This window comes from Paraburkholderia sediminicola (assembly GCF_046026675.1).
In the GTDB taxonomy this organism is placed as follows: domain Bacteria; phylum Pseudomonadota; class Gammaproteobacteria; order Burkholderiales; family Burkholderiaceae; genus Paraburkholderia; species Paraburkholderia sediminicola_F.
Genome location: NZ_JAQQEY010000001.1, coordinates 3055967 through 3071834, shown reverse-complemented (window position 1 = coordinate 3071834; position 15868 = coordinate 3055967). Strand labels below are relative to the sequence as shown.

Genomic DNA, 15868 nt, shown 5'->3' with positions numbered 1-15868 from the left:
GCCGCCCGTGCCGCTGCGCATACAACATTCCGCTTAACGGAAACTGCGGCGCGGCTCTTTCTCTTCAGGAGCACCTATGGCGACCGTTCAAGGAAGTCTGTTACTCGTCTATGCATTGATTGCCATCATCGCGCTGGTCGTGCTGATCGCGCGCTTCAAGATGAACCCGTTCATCACGTTGATGATGGTATCGGTGGCGTTGGCACTGGCCGTCGGCATGCCGGCGACGTCGATTCTCAAGTCGTTCGAAACCGGTGTGGGCGGCACGCTCGGCCATATTGCCATCGTGGTTGGGCTCGGTACGATGCTCGGCAAGATGATGGCCGAATCGGGCGGTGCGGAACGTATCGCGCGTACGCTGATCGACCTGTTCGGGCCGAAGAATGTGCATTGGGCGATGATGTGCATCGCGTTTCTCGTCGGCCTGCCGGTGTTTTTTGAAGTCGGCTTCGTGCTGCTGATTCCGATCGCGTTCAACGTCGCCCAGCGGACCGGTACGTCGATGATTCGCGTCGGCATTCCGATGGTAGCGGGTTTGTCCGTCGTGCACGGCCTGATTCCGCCGCACCCGGCTGCGTTGCTCGCGGTCACGGCGTACAACGCGGATATCGGTCACACGATTTTCTACGCGCTGATCGTCGGCATTCCGACCGCGGCTGTGGCTGGCCCGCTGTTCTCCAAGCTGATCGCGCGCTTTGTCGTGCTCGACGGCTTTAACCCGATGGCGCAGCAGTTCATTGAACAGGACGCGAAGCGCTCGCATCAGGAACTGCCGGGCTTCGGTATCACGTTGTTGACGGTGCTGTTGCCGGTTTTGTTGATGCTGGTGGGCAGTTGGGCCGATGCGATCGTGCCGGCCAAGTCGTCGATGAACAACGCGCTGCGCCTGATCGGCCATCCGGATATGGCTTTGTTGCTGGCCGTGCTGTTGAGCTTCTACACGTTCGGCAAGTCGCGTGGCTTTAATCGCGAGCAGATCCTTAAGTTCACCAACGAGTGTCTTGCGCCGACTGCGAGTATCACGCTGGTGGTGGGGGCGGGCGCGGGTTTCGGACGCATTCTGATCGATAGCGGCGCGTCGAAGGCGATCGTCGATGTGGCGACCGGCGCGCACGTGCCGCTGCTGATTCTCGCGTGGCTGGTGGCGGCGTTGATTCGCGTGGCGACCGGTTCGGCGACGGTCGCGATGGCGACGGCGGCCGGCATCATTGCACCGATCGCGGCAGCGGCGGCGGGTACGGTGGGCGGAGTGCGTCCCGAGTTGCTGGTGCTCGCCACCGGCGCAGGGTCGCTGATTCTGTCGCACGTGAACGACGGCGGGTTCTGGCTGGTGAAGGAGTACTTCGGTATGACTGTGCCGCAAACCTTCAAGACGTGGACTGTTTGCGAAACGATCATTTCGGTGACGGCGCTTGTACTGACGTTGGGACTTTCGACCGTGATTTGAGCGGGGAGAGGGCCGATTGCGGCGTATCTTGAGGACACGTCGCAATCGGGCGATACATAAAGATGCCGCAATGCTCATGCGGCGCGGCGAGCGGTAGAAATGCCGCTGCCCATCTACTGGGCAGCGGCCACGTGATGCCTTACTTCTCAATGTTCAGAAACGGCAGCGGCGCACCGGCGCCCATATAGGTCGGCAGCTTGCCGTCCCAGCGGTTGATCGCCTGCAACTGCAGATATTCCTGTCCGCCATTAGTCTTGACGGCCTGCGCCTGAATCGCGATCGATTCCGCTTCACCGCGTGCCTTGGCAATCTGCTGATCCGCTTCGAACTTCACACGCGCGAGTTCGCGCTCGGCCTGCTCGGCGCGCTGGCTGGCTGTGACCTTCGCTTCGATCGCCTGATCGAACGCGGCGCTGAACTTGAAGTTGGTGATGTTGATGTCCTGAATCAGGAAGCCGTAGCCTTTGAGCTTGGTGATCAGGCCGCTCATGATGTCGGTCGACACCTGCTGGCGCTTTGTGACGAGTTCTTCAGCGGTGTAGCGTGCAGCGACCGCTTTGAACACTTCGAACATCGCAGGTTGCACATACGACGCCTCATACTCGAGCGACGGCGCCATCGCAAACAGTGCGCGAACCTTATTGGGGTCGACGCGATAGTTCATCGTCAGGTCGGTATGCACTGACTGCAGGTCTTTCGATGCAGCTTGCGCGCCTTCCACCTTGGCGACATCGAGCCCAATGAATACCTCATGCACCCGCGATACCGGGCTGACCAGGTGAGGGCCCTCGGACAGCGTGTCCGTTTCGATATGCCCAAAGGTCGTTACTACGCCGATGCGCGATTGCGAAACCTGCGTAAAACACGAAAACAGCATGCCGACAGCCACAACCAGGACGAATGTGATGACCCCGTAGCGCATTTGCGGCTCATGGTCTTTGCGCAGCGATTTAGAAGCGAATACAGCTGCCGCGCCGATAATGGCGGCGAAGAAGAGAACAACAATAATCTGGCCCATGTCGATGATCTATCAGGTGAGAGAACACAATAAAAGAGAAAAGACCGGTTGGTTACGCACGTCGTTCGACCGGTCTCATGCGGAGGTGTGGCGGAAAGTGGAAAGAGTGTTTAGCGAATCTGGAATAAGAACGAACCGGCTGAGCCGCCCGGCGCAGCGCGATGAGGGCACTCAATAGGCCGTATGGACGAGTGTTATCAAAGAACGCCAGTTTGTTCGTTTGCATTGAGGCGGTGCGAAATCATTAAGCGAATTTGTTGTTTTTTATGTTTCTGGCGATTAAAGAAATCAGCGAAGTTGTGGCGAAGTCTACAAGCATATTGAATGCTTGCGCAACGGTATCTTTTAGAGTGGGGGGATTAAAGCGCTTGATCGTGCAAGCGCTTTGCGAGCGGCACGCTTCTTTATTTACGCCGCATAAAAAACTGCGCCGGAGGCGGCGCAGTTGTACGGCGTTTTGGTGCGATCGTTTCAGGCTAGCGCTGTTTTGCAACGAACGCCGCAATGGCATCATTTAGCGCATCCGGTGCATCGCGATGTGGCGAGTGTCCACACGCGTCGAGCTTGACCAATTGCGCATGCGGCACGCGCTCGCCGATCGTATCGATCTGCGCCATGGTGCCGTAGTTGTCGTCGTGGCCCTGCACTGCGAGTAAAGGTTGCTTGATGGCGGCGAGTTCATCCACGATGCGCCATTCCCTGAACGCCGGATTCAACCAGATATCGTTCCAGCCATAGAACGCAGAATCGACATCTGCATGATAGCGGGCTAGCTTGCTGCGCAGATCAGTGGTTTCGTAGAGCTGCCTGGTCTGCGCGATGCTTTCCACAGAGATGTCCTCGACGAATACATGCGGTGCGATTGCTACCGCGCCGGCCAATTCATCCGGATGCTGCGCCGCGTAGAGCAGCGCGATCGACCCGCCGTCGCTATGGCCGATCACCCACATGCGCTTGCGTTCCTGCTTGCCGATATCGAGCGCATCGAGCAAAGTGGGCAGAATGTCACGCGCTTGCGCGGTCATAAACTCGACCGGCCATTTGACGTCGTGTGCACGCGGTGTGGATAGGCCATAACCGGGTCGCGAATAAACGAGACCACGCATGCCGAGCCGCTCGCACAAAGCTTGCGGCCAGTCGCGCCACATCGAGATCGAACCGAGTCCTTCGTGGAGGAAGACGGCGATTGGTGCATTGGCCGCCGCTTCATTCACCCAGCGATATTCGATGCGCAACGGCCCATGCGATGCCGTGGCGGGCAGTTCTGCGAATTCGCTAGCATGGGTTGCGGTTGCGGGCTTCTGCATGGATCACCTTATGACTGTTCGCGCAGTTTGAAGCGTTGAATCTTGCCAGTGGCGGTTTTGGGTAAATCGTCGACGAACAGGATGTCGCGCGGATACTTGTGCGGCGCGAGCCGTCCCTTGACGAAATTCTTCAACTCATCCGCGAGTATCTCAGACGGTGCGAATTCACGCTTCAACACCACGAATGCTCGGGTCTTCACGAGGCCGCCGTGATCGACACCGACCACCGCGGCTTCCAGCACCGCGTCGTGCTGCACCAGGACCATCTCCACTTCGACGGGCGATACGTATTGACCGCTCACTTTCAGCATGTCGTCGCTGCGGCCCGCATACACGTAGCAGCCGTTCGCGAGACGACGGTATTTATCGCCGCTGCGGATCCACTCGCCAAGGAACGTCGCGCGAGACTTCTCGCGATTGCTCCAGTACATGAGTGCCGCACTCGGTCCTTTGATGAACAGATCGCCGACTTCGTCGTCGGGCACCGCATGACCGGCTTCGTCGCGCAGTTCGACTTCATAGCCGGGCACGGGGCGGCCCGTGGTGCCGTATTCGACTTCGCCCGTGCGATTCGACAGGAAGATATGCAGCATCTCGGTCGAGCCAATGCCGTCGAGAATTTCGCAGCCGAAGTGTGCGGTGAAGCGCTCGCCAATTTCGCGCGGCAGCGCTTCGCCCGCCGATGTGCACACGCGCATCGCGACATCCGCGCGCGCCGGCAGGTTGGGTGAGACGAGCATGCTCGCGTAGAGCGTCGGTACGCCATAGAAAATGGTCGGGCGATACCGCACGAGGCGCGTGAAAATCGCGTCGGCGGTGGGACGCTCGGCCATCAAAACGGCCGTAGCGCCGACTGAAAGCGGGAACGTCAAACCATTACCCAGACCATACGCAAAGAACAATTTGGCTGCCGAGAAAACCACATCGCTTTCGACGATGCCAAGAATCGGCTTCGCGTACAACTCGGCGGTCCAGTACAGATTCGCGTGCGTATGGACGGTGCCTTTCGGTTTGCCCGTCGAGCCGGACGAATAAAGCCAGAACGCAATATCGTCGCAACCGGTCGTGGGCACCTTGATAGCTGGCGTAGCTGCATCGAGCAGATCTTTAAGCAACGGCGCTGCTAAAGGCTCGCCTTCAGGCGGCTGTGAAACGATCAACTGGCAACCGTCGTGTTCGGTGGTATCCATCGCCTGCGTGACATTCGGCAGCAATGCGCCGGATGCGATCACGGCGCGTGCGTGACTGTGCGTCAGCATGTACACATAGTCGGCGGTGGTGAGCAGCGTGTTCGCGACGACCGGCACGACGCCTGCATAGAGCGCGCCTAGAAAGGCGATCGGCAGTTCGATGGTATCGAGCATCACCAGCAGCACGCGTTCTTCCGGATGCACGCCGAGTGTGCGCAATGCGCTCGCGAAGCGCCGGGCCCGTTCTTCGAGTTCGCCGTAGGTGGTGGTGCCGGTGTCGTCGATATAGGCGGTCTTGGCGGCGCGCGCTTCGTTCAGTCCAAACAGGTAGGCCGCGAAATTGAATACCGCGGGCGGCGGTTCCACAGTCGGGGCGGCTCGACTCGCAGCCGTTTCCAGTAGGGCTTCCATATGTCTCCTCCATCGGGTGGGGGCGGTCTGGCAGTTATCTGCTCTTGATCCGCTCGATGCTCACTGTCTGATTGCGTGAAGCTTGTCTCGCGCCGCTATGCTGCGGGCAAATGGGTGTTTTGCGTCAGTGCTTCGATTGCAGCGCTCGATGCCTGAACAGCAGAGCGCCTGTGATAGAACCCCAGTGCACGCAGCCCGCCGAGTTCTTCTCCGCCACCCGCGCGGCCCGGCCCACCATGCAGCGACATCGGCATTACGTTGCCGTGGCCGGTGTGACTCTGCTGGACTGAGGGCGAGATTGCGTGGACGCGTCCATGCGAATCGGCGAGTTCCAGTGCGAGCTTGCCGAGATGCGCGTCGTCGTTCGAATAGATCGACGCGACGAGCGAGCCCTGGCCGCGTCGCGCGAGCGCGACGGCGTGCACTTCGGGAAGGGCGCCGTTTGCCGCAGTTGTGACGCGATAGGGCGCCACGGTCGCCACTGGTCCAAATACTTCGACGTCGTGCAGCAGCGTTGCGTTATCGGGATCGTTGACCACGAACAGATGCGGCGCAACGCAAGCCGCAATCGTTGCGTCGGCATCGATAAACGGTGTGGACGAGCCGTCGTATGCCAGCACCGCTTCCTCGCGCAACGCGGCGATGCCGGCCAGCACGTTCTCGTATTGCTCGCGACTCACGAGCGAACCCATCCGCACGGTTTCGTTGCGCGGATTGCCGACGGTCATTTTCGCGAGCTTTGCTTTGAGTGCGTCGAGCACCGCTTCGAGTGATGCCTCAGGCACGAATGCGCGCCGGATCGCCGTGCATTTCTGACCGGATTTCACGGTCATTTCGCGCACCACTTCCTTGATGAATAGTTCGAAGGCTGGCGTGTCGGGTGTTGCGTCGGCGCAGAGAATTGCGCTGTTGAGGCTGTCGGCTTCGACATTCATACGCGCACCGTGCTCAATGACGGCCGGATGCGCACGCAGTGTCGCGGCGGTTTCCGCTGAGCCGGTGAACGACACCAAGTCGAATGCCTGAATCTGATCGAGCAGACCTGCGGAACTGCCGCAGATGACGGACAACGCGCCGGGCGGCAGAATGCCAGCGTCGACCACATCGGCAACCATGCGTTGCGTGAGCCATGCCGTCGCAGTGGCGGGTTTGATAATGACGGGCACGCCGGATAGCAGTGCGGGCGCGGCTTTCTCCCACAAGCCCCACGACGGGAAATTGAACGCATTGATGAAGAGCGCGACGCCGCGCGTCGGCGTGAGCACGTGCTGCACGCCGAACGATTGGTCCTTGCTCAACGAAGTGGTATTGCCGTCGCGCAGCGCATGTACATCACCAAGCGACGCGCCGAGTTTCGCGTAGTACGACAGCGTGAAGATGCCACCGTCGATGTCGACCGCCGAATCATTGCGCGTGGTGCCCGAGTTCGCAGTTGCGATCGCATAGTAGTCGTCGCGCTTCGCCTGCAGCAGTTTGACGATCTCGCCAAGACGCGCAGCGCGCTGCGCATAGGTCAGCGCACGGAGGGCAGCGCCGCCTTCTTCCCGAGCGAAACCAAATGCATGGTTGAGATCCAGGCCCTGGCTCGACACGCGCACGAGCGCTTCGCCGGTGATGGGATCGGTCAGCGTGACGCCTTCACCGCCGCCGGCGACCCACTGATCAGCAACGTAGTTTTTCAATAGTTCGGTCATGGCGAGCCTCAGGCGGAAGGTGAGGTGGGCGTGAATTCGATCGCGCCTTGCGGCAGCAGATACAGCACCAACGCCTGCCCATTCGCAACGGTCGGTCGATGCGCGCTGCCGGGGTCGTACACGCACCAGCCGGCCGGATGACCGTCGAAGGTGGCGCCTTCGGTGAGCGGCATGATCAGATCGATTTCGCCGTTCGGATGTACATGATGCGGACCGGCAATATCCTTCATATCGACCACGTCGACGGAAAAGCCGTGGGTTTCCGGCAAGGCCTTGAAGATCCGGCCATAGCGAATGCCGCCGCCTTCGCGATTGCACAGCCAGCCTTCGGCCACGCCGGTGCGGCAGGCATCGGCCAGCTCGCGGAAGGTCGCGCCGTCCGTGGGATACGTGTCGTTGAGCCACGTGCTCAGCGTGCCGTCGAGCGGCCGGCCGGCGAGTTGCTCTGTCACGCCCGCAATCAGGCGTTGAAAGTCGTGTGGGGACATGCAAGCCTCCAGATCGGCGCAATAGCACGCACCTTAATTCATGCGTGCTATTGCGCCGTCTCCGTGACGCCGCCGAAAAACCTCGACAGCGTTTGTTATTGGATCAATATTTGGCGAAAATTAACTGTTCACCAGAACCCTGTCAAGCACTATAGTACATGTAACGTATTCAATGGGCAGTTAAACATGAATCAAAATTACTCTTCTGCGCCGCTGGACGATCCTGCCGATGAGGACGCGGGCCGCGCCGCTGGAGCCAACCGCGGGGCCGACGGCGGGGCTGAGCGTGGGGCGGAGCGCGAGGAGCGCGATCCTTTTCTAACGGCGATGGGCGATCGCGTGCGTCTGCTGCGCGCGCGCCGCGGCATGACGCGCAAGACGCTGGCGACTGAAACCGGTTTGTCGGAGCGTCATCTCGCGAATCTGGAATCGGGCGTGGGCAACGCATCGGTGCTGGTGTTGCGGCAGATCGCGGCGACGCTGAACTGCCCGCTGGCCGAAGTGATCGGCGACGAAACGACGGCTTCCGCCGAATGGCTGCTGATCCGCGAACTGCTGCAGGGTCGCGACCAGGCGGCGCTGCAGCGCGCCCGCGTGGCGCTTGCCGAGATGTTCGCGCAGGCGCCGCGCGACCCGCATCGCAAGGACCGGATCGCGCTGATCGGCTTGCGTGGGGCAGGCAAATCGACCTTCGGCCGGATGCTGGCGCAGGAGCGCAAAGTGCCGTTCGTCGAGCTGACGCGCGTGATTGAGCAACTCGCCGGTTGTCCGCCGTCGGAGATTCATTCGCTTTATGGTGCGAGCGCTTACCGGCGTTACGAGCACCGCGCGCTGGAGGCGGTGATTCATGAGCACGAGCACGCCGTGATCGCGTCTCCGGGCGGGCTGGTGTCGGAGTCGGGCACCTTCAACGCGTTGCTGTCGCACTGCTTTACCGTATGGCTGCAGGCCACGCCGGAAGAGCATATGCGCCGCGTCGTCGCGCAAGGTGACTTGCGGCCGATGTCCGGCAACAAGGAGGCGATGGATGACCTGAAGCGCATCCTGGCGGGGCGTAGCGAACTATACGGCCGCGCCGACATGACCTTCGACACCAGCGAAAAAACCTTGGCAGACGCCTATTTGCAGCTGCGCGACCGGCTCGCTGCAAGGCTCGCGGCAGAATCGCCGGACGACGCGCGGGTGAGCTGAAATGCGGTGCGAGACTAGGGTTTACTAGCAAACATGCACTAAAGTGCTTTACTAGGGGATGTCGATGCACTATTGTTCAAAAAACAAGTTTTGCATCGTCCAGTCAGGAGACGCCCCATGTCCACAGCAGAAACCGCAATCGCGCCGGTCGACTACCGCACCGATCCTTCGCAGTACAAGCATTGGAAGCTGAGTTTCAACGGTCCTGTCGCGACCCTTGGCATCGATATCGCCGAAGATGGCGGGATCCGGGACGGCTACAAGCTGAAGCTGAATTCGTACGACCTTGGCGTTGACATCGAACTGCACGACGCGATACAGCGCATCCGCTTCGAGCATCCTGAAGTCAAAACGGTAGTGCTGACGAGCCTGAAGGACCGCGTGTTCTGCTCGGGCGCGAACATCTTCATGCTGGGTCTGTCCACGCATGCGTGGAAGGTCAACTTCTGCAAGTTCACCAACGAAACGCGCAACGGCCTCGAAGACTCGTCGCGTCATTCAGGTCTGAAGTTTCTCGCCGCCGTGAACGGTGCATGCGCCGGCGGCGGTTACGAACTCGCGCTCGCTTGCGACGAGATCTATCTGGTGGATGACCGCTCGTCGTCGGTTTCGCTGCCGGAAGTGCCGCTGCTGGGCGTGCTGCCGGGTACGGGCGGCCTGACGCGTGTTACAGACAAACGCAAGGTGCGTCACGATCGTGCGGACATCTTCTGTACGGTGGTCGAAGGTATTCGCGGCGAACGGGCAAAAGCATGGCGTCTCGTGGATGAAGTCGTGAAGCCGAATCAGTTCGATCAGACGATTCAGGCGCGCGCGCTCGAACTCGCCGAACAAAGCGATCGCCCGTCGGACGCACAAGGCGTCATGCTCATGCGTATCGAACGCACCAACCGCGAAGACGGCCTGACTTATAAAACGCTCGACGTTACGATCGATCGTGCGAAACGCATCGCCACCTTCACGGCGAAAGCGCCGCAAGCCGGACAACCCACGGAGATCGACGCGATCGTCGCCGCCGGCACGAGCTGGTGGCCTCTGCAGTTCGCCCGTGAACTCGACGACGCGATCCTGTCGATGCGCACCAACGAACTCGAGGTCGGCACCTGGGTCTTCAAGACCGAAGGCGATGCCCGTAACCTGCTCGCTACCGACGCCACGCTGATGCAGCACAAGGATCATTGGTTCGTGCGCGAGACCATCGGCCTCCTGCGCCGCACGCTGGCACGTATCGACGTGTCGTCGCGTTCGCTGTTCGCGCTGATCGAGCCGGGTTCGTGCTTTGCGGGCACCTTCGCGGAACTCGCGTTTGCCTGCGACCGCAGCTATATGGCGGCACTGCCGAGCAACGAAGACGAAGAACCAGCGATCACGCTGTCGGAAGTCAACTTCGGTCTCTATCCGATGGTCACGCATCAATCACGTCTTGCTCGTCGCTTCTATGAAGAAGCCGAACCGCTTGATGCTGTGCGCTCGAAGATCGGCCAGGCGATCAAACCTGTCGAGGCCGAGCGCCTGGGTCTCGTGACCGCGTCTCCCGACGATATCGATTGGGCCGACGAAATCCGCATCGCGCTGGAGGAACGCACGGCGATGTCGCCGGATGCATTGACCGGCCTCGAAGCGAATCTGCGCTTCAACGGCCCGGAAACGATGGAGACGCGTATTTTCGGGCGTCTCACCGCATGGCAGAACTGGATCTTCAACCGGCCGAACGCAGTGGGCGAGAAGGGTGCGCTCAAGGTATACGGCAAAGGCAGCAAGGCGCAATTCGACGTCTCGCGCGTTTGATGCTTTCCGACGCGGCGCAACGTAACTGAAACCGACGCCCCCTGCCTGATACGTGCCTCTCAGCCGCAAGCTCTGTATTCCGACTAAGGAACCGACTATGTCTACGATCAACTACAGCGAAAAGATTCCGAACAACGTCAATCTAGCCGATGACCGTGCACTGCAACGTGCGCTTGAACAGTGGCAGCCGAATTTCCTGTCGTGGTGGGGCGATATGGGCCCGGAAGGCTCGCATGGCTATGACGTGTATCTGCGCACGGCGGTGAGCGTCGACGCGGGCGGCTGGGCGCATTTCGATCACGTGAAGATGCCGGACTATCGCTGGGGCATTTTCCTCACGCCCGGCGACCAGGATCGCAAGATTCATTTCGGCGAGCACAAGGGTGAGGCCGCGTGGCAGGACGTGCCCGGCGAACATCGCGCGAATCTGCGCCGCATCATCGTCACGCAAGGCGATACGGAGCCGGCTTCGGTTGAGCAGCAACGGCATCTGGGTTTGACCGCTCCGTCGATGTACGACTTGCGGAACCTGTTTCAGGTGAACGTGGAAGAAGGCCGCCACCTGTGGGCGATGGTGTACCTGCTGCACCGTTACTTCGGCCGCGACGGTCGCGAGGAAGCGGAAGCACTGCTCGGCCGCCGTTCGGGCGACGAAGACAATCCGCGCATTCTCGGCGCCTTCAATGAGAAAACGCCGGACTGGCTGGCGTTTTATATGTTCACGTACTTCACCGACCGCGACGGTAAGTTCCAGTTGTCGGCGCTCGCTGAGTCGGGCTTCGATCCACTTGCGCGCACCACGAAGTTCATGCTGACCGAAGAAGCGCATCACATGTTCGTTGGCGAATCGGGTGTGTCGCGTGTGATCCAGCGCACGGCGCAAGTGATGAACGAACTGGGCACGGACGACGTCGCGAAGATTCGCGCGGCCGGTGTGATCGATCTGCCGACTATCCAGCGTTATCTGAATTTCCACTACTCGGTGACGATCGACCTGTTCGGCGCCGATCATTCTTCGAATGCGGCCACGTTCTACAGCTCGGGCCTGAAGGGCCGCTATGAAGAGAACAAGCGCGACGACGATCATCAATTGAACGGTCAAAGCTATAAGCTGCTCGACGTGCAGGACGGCAAACTGGTCGAGCGAGAAGTGCCGATGCTCAATGCCATGAATGAAGTGCTGCGCGACGACTACATCAAAGATTCGGTGGCGGGCGTCGCCCGCTGGAACAAAGTGCTCGAAAAGGCCGGCATCGATTTCCGCATGACGGTGCCGCATAAAGCGTTTAATCGGCAGATCGGCACGTTTGCGAACACACGTGTGTCGCCGGACGGCCGTGTGATCAGCGAGACCGAATGGGCCGCCAATGAAGCGAAGTGGCTCGCCACGCCGGAAGATCGCGCGTATGTTGCTTCGCTGATGGGCTGCGTCACTGAGCCCGGCAAATTCGCGAACTGGATTGCGCCGCCGGCAATGGGCGTGAACCGTCAGCCTGTCGATTTCGAATACGTGCGCTTTAACTGAGCACGGCAATTGAAAACGTGCGGCGTGCGGCGTTGTATTCGCACGAATATCTGGTGGAGGAAGTCATGAATGGCCCAGTATCGATCGAAGTTCTCAGGCAGCATCTGATCGATCCGGAAATCTGCATTCGCTGCAATACCTGCGAAGAGACTTGCCCGGTCGATGCGATCACGCACGACGAGAACAATTATGTGGTCAAGGCGGATGTCTGCAACGGCTGCATGGCGTGCGTGCCACCGTGTCCGACTGGCTCGATCGATAACTGGCGCACCGTGCTGAAAGCCGATGCGTATTCTATCGACGAGCAGTTCAAATGGGACGTGTTGCCCGAGCAGAACACGATGGCAGTACCTGCTGCGGAAGATGAATCGGCCGCAGCCGGAGCGTCAGGCGATACGCCGACGGATGCAAGTGGTATTGAAGTCGATACCGTGCGTGGGTCGGTCGTCCCGCCGTGGTCCGCGGCGAAACCGTACGTGAATCTCTACACGCACAAGGCGCCGACTACCGCGACGGTGGTCGGCAACTACCGGCTTACCGACGGCTCGACCGATAGCGACATCCATCACATCGTGCTTGATTTCGGTTCGATGCCTTTCCCTGTGCTGGAGGGGCAGTCGATCGGCGTTCTGCCGCCGGGCGCGACCGCCGATGGCCGCACACATCACGCGCGGCAGTATTCGATTGCGAGCCCGCGCGATGGCGAACGTCCCGGCTATAACAATGTTTCTCTCACCGTGAAGCGTGTTTCCCAGCAGCACGGCGACGCGCTCGATGGGGTGTGCTCGAATTATCTGTGCGATTTGAAGAAGGGCGATGTGGTCAGCGTGATCGGCCCGTTCGGCGGTACCTTCCTGATGCCGAATCATCCGAACTCGCATCTGCTGATGATTTGCACGGGCACCGGCTCGGCGCCGATGCGCGCGATGACCGAATATCGCAGGCGGCGTCGTCTGAAAGGCGCAACCGGCAAGCTGATGTTGTTCTTCGGCGCGCGCACGAAAGAAGAGTTGCCGTATTTCGGACCACTGACGAATCTGCCCAAGGATTTCATCGATACGAATCTGGCGTTTTCGCGCACGCCGGGTCAGCCAAAACGCTATGTGCAGGATGCGATGCGCGAGCGCGCGGTTGATGTCGCGCAGATGCTCAAGGACGACAACACGCATATCTACGTGTGCGGGTTGAAGGGGATGGAAGACGGCGTGCTGCAAGCGCTCAAGGAAATTGGCGAACAGCACCAGCTCGATTGGGACGCGTTATGGATGAAGCTGAAGCGGGAAGGGCGGCTGCATCTGGAGACGTATTGAGCCGCTAAGGCTCGAGAGAGGCATCACACAGCGGTGCGAAGGCCCGGCTGCTTTTTAAAAAACGCAGCCGGGCTTTTTTATCTCGACGGATCCGCGCCATCTTCGTGCTGCGCCGGCGATACCGCGCCACACGCACGAATCACCAACTGCACGACTTCCTCCGTCGTCGCCTCAAACGCCTTCTGCGTCAGCGCGCGTTTGCCTTTAAGCGCACGAATCTGCGCATCGAAGTCGGCGTAATGCTGGGTCGTCGCCCAGATCATGTACATCAGCGTTTGCGCATTCACCGGCGCCAGCAACCCGCGTGCGATCCAGTCGTCGATGACCTTTACCCGGCTGTCCAGCCACGGCTTCACGCGCCCCGTGAGAATGTCCTCCATATGCTCCGCGCCGTGAATGATCTCGCTTGCCCACACCTTCGAGCCTAAAGGCCGGCGGCGCGACAACTCCATTTTCGCGCGTACGTATCCGCCAATCGCTTCGACCGGATCGTCGCTGCATTCGAACGTATCCGCCGCACGGTGCCAGTCTTCGAACAGGTCTTCCAACACACGCCGGTACAACGCGAGCTTTGTCGGGAAGTAGTAATGCAGGTTAGCTTTCGGTAAGCCTGCACGCTCCGCGATCATCGCCGTGCTGGTTCCGTCGAGTCCTCGCTCGGCGAAAACCGCTTCGGCGCACGCCAACAAATGCGCTTCATTCGACTCGCGAATGTGCGCCTTGCGCCGCCGCAAAGGCGCGCGAGTTTCGTCCTGTGTCTCGTCGTTTTCCGTGATGTCGGCAGCCACGTTGTCGTCTCTCATGTTGGCCTTCGTCGGCATGTGTGCCGCGTCGCGCTTCATTCTAGTCGTTTGAGCGCGGAGGGACACGCGCATTCTAGGCCGTCGAAAAATGCGTGCTGCAGTGCAATGGCACGCTTCTCGCTATGTTTCCCACCGTACGAAAGGTATTGATTTGGCGGGCTTAATCGTCTACAACCTGTCCAACTGGACAGGATTGAGGGGGCGGGATATGCCTCAGGGTTTGCCCTCTGTATAAAAGGCGATCGGAGACATGGAGTGTGCACCGCCGCCGTGCGGCCACGCCCCAAAACCCGCCGCCAATGCACCAGTTTCATGTCGGTTCACCGAAAGGAGCGAGACGAATGAACGCGGTATCCGAAGCGCTGAAGCACGCAGAACCCGCTACGTCGATCAAGGTCGACGGCAAGCGGCTGTGGGACAGCCTGATGACGATGGCGAAGATCGGCGCGACGCCCAAAGGCGGCGTCTGCCGATTGGCGCTGACCGACCTCGACAAACAGGGGCGTGACCTGATCGTCAGTTGGGCGAAAGAAGCGGGTTGCGCGGTCAGTGTCGATCAGATGGGCAATGTGTTCATGCGCCGCGCCGGGCGCAACCCTGATGCGTTGCCGGTCATGACCGGCTCGCATGCGGACTCGCAGCCAACCGGCGGCCGCTTCGACGGTATCTACGGCGTGCTCGGCGGACTCGAAGTGATCCGCAGTCTGAACGATCAGGGCATCGAGACCGAGCATCCGGTTGAAGTGGTGATCTGGACCAACGAGGAGGGCTCGCGCTTCGCACCCGCCATGGTCGCCTCGGGTGTGTTCGCTGGCGTCTTCACACTGGATTACGGTCTCTCGCGCAAAGACGTGGACGGCAAGACCATCGGCGAGGAACTCAAACGTATCGGCTATGCGGGCGATCTGCCTTGCGGCGGACGTCCCTTGCATGCCGCGTTCGAATTGCACATCGAACAAGGGCCTATTCTCGAAGCCGAGCACAAAACCATTGGCGTGGTGACCGATGCGCAAGGTCAGCGCTGGTACGAAATCACGCTGACGGGACAGGAGGCGCATGCGGGTCCGACACCGATGCCGCGCCGTCGCGATGCATTGCTGGGCGCTGCACGCGTGGTCGATCTGGTCAATCGCATCGGGCTGGATAACGCGCCGTTCGGCTGCGCGACGGTCGGCATGATGCAGGTCTATCCGAACTCGCGCAATGTGATTCCGGGCCGCGTGTTCTTCACCGTCGACTTCCGTCATCCGGACGACGCGGTACTCGCGAAAATGGATGCCGCGTTACGCGAGGGCGTGGAGAAAATCACCAGCGCCATCGGTCTGGAAACCGAACTCGAACAGATCTTTTACTACGCGCCCGTCGCTTTCGACGAAGCCTGCGTGAAGTCGGTACGCGCAGCGGCCGAACGCTTCGGCTATCCGCATCGCAACATGGTTTCAGGCGCAGGACATGACGCCTGCTATCTGTCGCAAGTCGCGCCGACTTCGATGGTGTTCGTGCCGTGCGTCGACGGGATCAGTCACAACGAGATCGAGGACGCGACCTTCGAATGGATCGAAGCGGGCGCGAACGTCTTGCTGCACGCCATGCTCGGACGAGCGTGCGAGCCGGTTTCATAACGCTTTAGCGGTAGCTGTAGCGGGTTTTGGTTAATTCCCTAGCCTCACCGTAGTGCCCATAAAACATGCCGCCC

Annotated in this window: 12 protein-coding genes; 6 read left to right on the top strand and 6 right to left on the bottom strand. The window is 60.3% G+C overall.

What is annotated here, in order from left to right; genetic code table 11:
- Positions 1–76: 76 nt before the first annotated feature.
- Complete coding sequence (locus tag PQQ86_RS13180) at positions 77–1447, top strand: GntT/GntP/DsdX family permease (protein WP_408267340.1); 1371 nt, start codon at positions 77–79, stop codon at positions 1445–1447.
- A 139-nt stretch (positions 1448–1586) separates the two neighbouring features.
- On the opposite strand, the gene PQQ86_RS13175 is transcribed toward PQQ86_RS13180, so the two are convergent.
- From PQQ86_RS13175 to PQQ86_RS13155, 5 genes are all read right to left on the bottom strand, one after another.
- Complete coding sequence (locus PQQ86_RS13175; RefSeq protein ID WP_408267337.1) at positions 1587–2465, bottom strand: prohibitin family protein; 879 nt, start codon at positions 2463–2465, stop codon at positions 1587–1589.
- Between the two features lie 476 nt (positions 2466–2941).
- Positions 2942–3772, bottom strand: coding sequence for an alpha/beta fold hydrolase (locus PQQ86_RS13170; protein WP_408267334.1), 831 nt, complete (start codon positions 3770–3772; stop codon positions 2942–2944).
- Between the two features lie 8 nt (positions 3773–3780).
- A complete protein-coding gene (locus PQQ86_RS13165) occupies positions 3781–5373 on the bottom strand; it encodes a benzoate-CoA ligase family protein (protein WP_408267331.1) in 1593 nt (530 codons plus the stop codon).
- Positions 5374–5468: 95 nt separating this feature from the next.
- Positions 5469–7067 carry a 3,4-dehydroadipyl-CoA semialdehyde dehydrogenase gene (locus PQQ86_RS13160; RefSeq protein WP_408267329.1) on the bottom strand — a complete coding sequence of 533 codons (1599 nt, stop codon included), beginning with the start codon at positions 7065–7067 and terminating at the stop codon, positions 5469–5471.
- A gap of 8 nt (positions 7068–7075) precedes the next feature.
- A complete protein-coding gene (locus PQQ86_RS13155; protein ID WP_408267327.1) occupies positions 7076–7555 on the bottom strand; it encodes a DUF4863 family protein in 480 nt (159 codons plus the stop codon).
- 186 nt (positions 7556–7741) lie between these two features.
- Between PQQ86_RS13155 and PQQ86_RS13150 the strand changes: the two genes are divergently transcribed.
- From PQQ86_RS13150 to boxA, 4 genes are all read left to right on the top strand, one after another.
- Positions 7742–8746 (top strand): helix-turn-helix transcriptional regulator, encoded by a 1005-nt coding sequence (locus PQQ86_RS13150; RefSeq protein ID WP_408270262.1) that lies wholly within the window; start codon positions 7742–7744, stop codon positions 8744–8746.
- Between the two features lie 117 nt (positions 8747–8863).
- A complete protein-coding gene (boxC, locus tag PQQ86_RS13145; RefSeq protein WP_408267324.1) occupies positions 8864–10534 on the top strand; it encodes a 2,3-epoxybenzoyl-CoA dihydrolase in 1671 nt (556 codons plus the stop codon).
- Between the two features lie 97 nt (positions 10535–10631).
- The gene (gene boxB, locus PQQ86_RS13140) at positions 10632–12059 is read left to right on the top strand and encodes a benzoyl-CoA 2,3-epoxidase subunit BoxB (RefSeq protein WP_408267321.1); all 1428 of its coding nucleotides are present in this window, start codon (positions 10632–10634) and stop codon (positions 12057–12059) included.
- A 65-nt stretch (positions 12060–12124) separates the two neighbouring features.
- The gene (gene boxA / locus PQQ86_RS13135) at positions 12125–13369 is read left to right on the top strand and encodes a benzoyl-CoA 2,3-epoxidase subunit BoxA (protein ID WP_408267318.1); all 1245 of its coding nucleotides are present in this window, start codon (positions 12125–12127) and stop codon (positions 13367–13369) included.
- Positions 13370–13446: 77 nt separating this feature from the next.
- Here the strand turns inward: boxA and PQQ86_RS13130 are convergent, their stop codons facing one another.
- A complete protein-coding gene (locus PQQ86_RS13130) occupies positions 13447–14211 on the bottom strand; it encodes a TetR/AcrR family transcriptional regulator (RefSeq protein ID WP_408193885.1) in 765 nt (254 codons plus the stop codon).
- A gap of 302 nt (positions 14212–14513) precedes the next feature.
- Between PQQ86_RS13130 and PQQ86_RS13125 the strand changes: the two genes are divergently transcribed.
- Positions 14514–15794 (top strand): Zn-dependent hydrolase, encoded by a 1281-nt coding sequence (locus PQQ86_RS13125; RefSeq protein WP_408267315.1) that lies wholly within the window; start codon positions 14514–14516, stop codon positions 15792–15794.
- Positions 15795–15868: the final 74 nt, after the last annotated feature.